The organism is uncultured Desulfovibrio sp. (genome assembly GCF_944327235.1).
Lineage (GTDB): Bacteria > Desulfobacterota > Desulfovibrionia > Desulfovibrionales > Desulfovibrionaceae > Desulfovibrio.
The window spans coordinates 1-4786 of the sequence record NZ_CALVHE010000129.1; the positions used below are offsets into that span (position 1 = coordinate 1).

The following is a 4786-nucleotide window of genomic DNA, read 5'->3' on the forward strand; positions in this document are numbered from 1 at the left end:
CGCCTCTTTTCTTGCCGCCGTTCAAATTAGATGCATATCTTTGTGGGCAAATATAATTTGACGACACTGTCTAGAGCGTTTTGCCGTTGAAAAAGGGAAAACGCGAGGCTGTAGCACAGCGCCGCCCGGCCAAACATGAGCGGAAAAACCGCGTTTTTTCCGCGAAACGACAGGTCGTATAGGGTGAAAGCGCGAAACGGCCCGAACGGAAAAGACTCTATGGCCGGGGCGCGGCAGGAGCTTCGCCTTCCTCGGCCGCGCGTTCGTCCCGCAACGGCGACGTGGATGGCCCTTCGACCTCCAGACAGCGCCGCGTGAAGTCCTCCGCCGCCAGCGGACGGGAAAAGAGGAAACCCTGCGCCTGATCGCAGCCGCATTCCATGAGGAAGCGGGCCTGATCCACCGTTTCCACGCCTTCGGCCACCACTTCCATGCCCATCTCCCGCCCCAGCGGCACCAGATGATGCAGCAGGGTACGCATCCGCGGATTGCTCAGACAGTTGACCAGCAGGCCCTTGTCCAGCTTGAGCACGTCGAAGGGCAGCAGGCAGAGCGTGGTGATGGAAGAGAAGCCCGTGCCGAAGTCGTCGATGGAAAAGGTCAGTCCCGCCTCACGCAGGCGGTCCATGGTGGGCCGGGCGTGCATCTCATTGCCCACAAAGGCGCTTTCGGTCAGCTCCAGTTCCAGCAGTGACGGCGGCACATGGTAACTGTCCAGCAGACCGAGCAGGAAGTCCGCAATGCCCGCATCCTGAAAATGGATGCGGGAAACGTTGAGCGACAGGCGCGGCGGCGTCAGGTCCTGATCCAGCCAAGCCCGCAGCTGACGGCAGGCGCATTCCCACATGTAATGATCGAAGCGCACGATGAAACCGTTCCGCTCGAATAAAGGCACGAAATTGTCCGGCGATATCTGCACGTCCGGGCTCTGCTGCCAGCGCGCCAGCACTTCGGCCCCCACCAGTTCCCCGCTGTGCATACTGATGCGCGGCTGGAAAAAGGGCACGAACTGATGCTGCACGATGCCCTCGACCATATTGCTTTCCACAAGATGCTCGCAATCGAGCTTGCGGCCGAGGCTCGCGTCGTAAAAGGCATGGTGGCGCAGATAGCTGCCCTTGACGGTCTTGAGAGCCTCGCGCGCCTGATCGTAGAACTGGCGGACCTGTCCGTCCTCTCCCGGTTCGACGATGCGCGTGCCGAAATAGAGGCGCACGTCCATCTTGCTGGAATAGCCATGATGCAGGGTATCGCATACTCCGGCCACGAAATGCCGCGCCCGGTCCTTGCCGCCCCGCAGGCAGACCACGAAGATGTCTACGGCCACATGGCCGATGAGGTCCCCCCGCTGCAGCATCCCGGAGGCGATGAAGGCTATGGCCCGCAAAAGGCGGTTGCCCTCCTCATAGGAATGCTTTTTATTGATATGCTTGAAGCTGCCCACATCGAAGCAGACGATGGCATGGGGCACAGGCTCGCGCAGCAGCATCTGCGCCTGCGCGCAGAACGTCCCCATGTTGGGGACGCCCGTCAGCTCGTCGTAGGCATCCCGTAAACGCAGATTGTGCTCGTCGCGTACGGCCTTGTCCACATTATGGATGGTGGCGATGAAACGCCGGTCCGCCTCTTCGCCCGTACAGAGCCATGCCACCTGATGCCAGCTGAAGTGATTCTCCCTGTTCCTGAGCCGCAGGCGGAATTCGCCGCCCCCGGCCTCTCCCCTCTGCAGGCAGTGCAGGCAGTCCTCCAGGATATGCCTGTCATCGACATGCACCACGTCGTCCGCCAGCCAGACCACGAAGATATGGCGCCCGTCGTAGTTCCCGGCAAAATCCTGCAGGATCTTCGACGAGACATAGGTCAGCTCGAGCGGCGCGCGCCATTCAAAGACCAGCGTACGGGTGCTGGCCAGCGCCGTGCGGAAGCGGACGGCCTCGCAGTAACGACAGCACTTCGGCAGGACGGCTTCCGTCTGCGTGCGGATGATGTGGCGCGCCTGCCGCAGCCCCAGCAGGAACCTGCCCTCGCCTTCATTTTCCGGCAGGGGATAGACGAAGAACTCCATGCTCACCCGGCGGCCGTCAGGCAGGCGACATCGGGCCTGCACAAGGCGTGTCTCACCGCCGAGCTGCAACTGCCTCCAGACGGCCGGAGCCAGCATGGCCCGCAAGGCCCCGGCGTCGGCGGGGTCCACCAGACGATCCAGCAAGCTGTCCGGCGTGGCCGGTTCCGGGAGCTGCAAGGGGAAATGGCCGTTGCTCTCGGTCAGAGCCACCGTCTGTTTCAGGACATCCACCAGCAGCACGACATCATAGAGCTGCCGCAGCACGGATGGACAAAAATGCCCGTTACTCTGACAGATATGCGACTGGGAACAAGCGGGATGTGCAAGAAGCTGTTCGGACATGCCGTCCCTCCGGGAGCGAGTGCGCGGCGCGGTGTCGGCAGCGCCTCCTTTCCCGTGAAAAAAAATTTGCCGGGAATGCCCGTTCCGCGGGCTCACGGCAGACGGATACCATTTTTCCGTGCTTCGACCCTAGCCCAAGCGCTGCCGCTGTGCAAGAAAAATGGCGGATGACAAAATCCCGGCCTGCGGCTAGCATGTCGCCATGAAACAGCATACCGCCACCCTGCCCGTCTGGTCCCTGAGCCTCGGCTGTCCCAAGAATCGCGTGGATACGGAGCACCTCCTCGGCTCGCTGGGACTGCCCGTCCGCAGTGTTGCCCATCCGGGCCACGCCCGGTTGGTCTTCATCAATACCTGCGGTTTCATCGAACCGGCCGTTCGGGAATCCGTCCGCAACATCCTTGAGATGATCGAACGCCTCAGCGCCCTCAAACGGCGTCCCCTGCTGGCGGTGGGCGGCTGCATGGTCGGCCGCTACGGCGCCGCCGAGCTGGCCGCCGAGCTGCCGGAAGTGGACCTCTGGCTGCCCACCGACCGTCTGGACCAGTGGCCCGCCATGTTGACGCAGGCCCTTGCCCTGCACGAGGCCCCCGTGCCGGGGCGCTTGTTGTCCACCGGCCCCTCCTATGCCTGGCTCAAGATCGGTGAAGGCTGCCGCCATGCCTGCGCCTTCTGCACCATCCCCTCCATCCGCGGCGGGCTGCGCTCCACGCCTGCCGCCACCCTGTGCGAAGAGGCCCGCGACCTGCTGGCCCAGGGCGTGCGCGAGATCGTGCTCGTAGCGCAGGACAGCAGCGCCTGGGGCAGCGACTTCGCCCCGCCGCGGGACCTGCGCTCCCTGCTGGAAAGCCTCCTGCCGCTGGACGGGCTGGCCTGGTTGCGCCTGCTCTACCTCTATCCCACGGGCATCACGCCGGACTTCCTGCGCTTCCTGCGTGAAGCCGGACGCCCCCTGCTCCCCTATCTGGATATCCCTCTCCAGCACGCTCATCCCGACGTGCTGTCCCGCATGGGCCGCCCCTTTGCCCGCAATCCCCGCCATGTGCTGGAGACGGTGCGTGAGCATCTGCCGGAGGCCGCCCTGCGGACGACCTTCATCGTGGGCTATCCCGGCGAGACGGAAGAACATTTTGAAGAGCTGTGCCGCTTTGTGGAGGATGCCCGCTTCCAGCAGCTCGGCGTCTTTGCCTATCAGCCGGAAGAAGGCACGCCCGCGGCCGCCATGCCCGATCAGGTCCCCGATGAGGTCAAGGAGCGCCGCCGCGCCACGCTTATGGAACTTCAGGCCGAGATCAGCGAGAGCCTGCTTGCCGCGCAGGTGGGGCAGCGTCTGGACGTGCTGGTGGATGCCCCGCATCCCGAATGGCCGGGCCTGCATACCGGCCGCGTCTGGTTCCAGGCTCCGGAAGTGGACGGCCTCACCTATGTGAGCGGGCCAGGCGTCCAGCCCGGCGCGCTGGTGGAAGCCGACATCGTGGAGCACGCCACCTACGATCTGACCGCGCTGGCATAGAGCATCTTGCCTTTGAAAAAAGGCAAGATGCGAGGCGGCAACACTGCGCCGCCCATTCCCCCGTGGAAACGCTCTCACTGGCCGTACGCCGTCTGCCCCCTATCCCTGCAAGAGTTGCAAGAGCATGTGCGGGAAGGCATTGGCCTGCGCCAGCATGGAGGTGGCCGACTGGGTGAGCACCTGATTGCGCACAAAGGTGGTCATCTCCGTGGCCACGTCCACATCCGAGATGCGGGATTCCGCCGCCTGCAGGCTCTCAGCCTGCACGCTGAGGTTGGTCACCGTATTTTCCAGCCGATTCTGCATCGCGCCAAGATGCGCACGGACCTGATCCTTGCGGACGATGGCGTTATCCAGCCGATCCAAGGTCCGCTGGGCGAGTTCCTGCGTCTTGATGGAAATGATGTCGCCCGCCGGGTTTTGATTCAGGGGCGGATCGCCCGGGCCAGGCGGGTCCGGCACGCCTTGCTGATCCGGCAAATTGTAATATGCCTGGATAGCTGTAGCAGCGTATTGCGGAAACCAGACGATCAAATCTTCGGTCGCTTCATCAATAGTCAGCACTTCATAATCATAAATGGAGGGCTTTCCATTATTGGGCACAGCATCATGGCTTTCCCCATCGCCGCTGTAGCCGATCACCATCCCGTTATACGTTGAATACTTAAGTGTTTTTCCCTGATCATACGTATTTGGCCCGCTATTGAGATTTGAGCCATCATATTGACTGGAATCAAAGCCCAGGAGATTTGCATTACTGTCAATATTATAATTACCAATACAAATATCCCCTAGGGTCAGGACTCATTATTTCCATACGCTTCAAAAAAGAGTAGGTATGGAGACGGAGGTTACCATGTCTACTC

The 4786-nt window shown here is 62.1% G+C and carries 2 protein-coding genes and 1 pseudogene; 1 reads left to right on the forward strand and 2 read right to left on the reverse strand.

The window, feature by feature from the left end:
* Positions 1–217 precede the first annotated feature (217 nt).
* A complete protein-coding gene (locus Q0K00_RS11355) occupies positions 218–2407 on the reverse strand; it encodes a bifunctional diguanylate cyclase/phosphodiesterase (protein WP_297229609.1) in 2190 nt (729 codons plus the stop codon).
* A gap of 202 nt (positions 2408–2609) precedes the next feature.
* On the opposite strand from Q0K00_RS11355, the gene rimO reads away from it, so the two are divergent.
* Complete coding sequence (gene rimO / locus Q0K00_RS11360) at positions 2610–3920, forward strand: 30S ribosomal protein S12 methylthiotransferase RimO (RefSeq protein WP_297229610.1); 1311 nt, start codon at positions 2610–2612, stop codon at positions 3918–3920.
* A gap of 99 nt (positions 3921–4019) precedes the next feature.
* On the opposite strand, the pseudogene Q0K00_RS11365 reads toward rimO, so the two are convergent.
* Positions 4020–4319: pseudogene (locus Q0K00_RS11365) on the reverse strand (flagellin); the annotation flags it as partial.
* Positions 4320–4786 lie beyond the last annotated feature (467 nt).

Excerpts from the sequence above, each read along its gene's own strand:
- rimO (WP_297229610.1), top strand. The coding sequence starts at position 2,610 with ATGAAACAGCATACCGCCACCCTGCCCGTCTGGTCCCTGAGCCTCGGC.
- Q0K00_RS11355 (WP_297229609.1), bottom strand. The coding sequence starts at position 2,407 with ATGTCCGAACAGCTTCTTGCACATCCCGCTTGTTCCCAGTCGCATATC.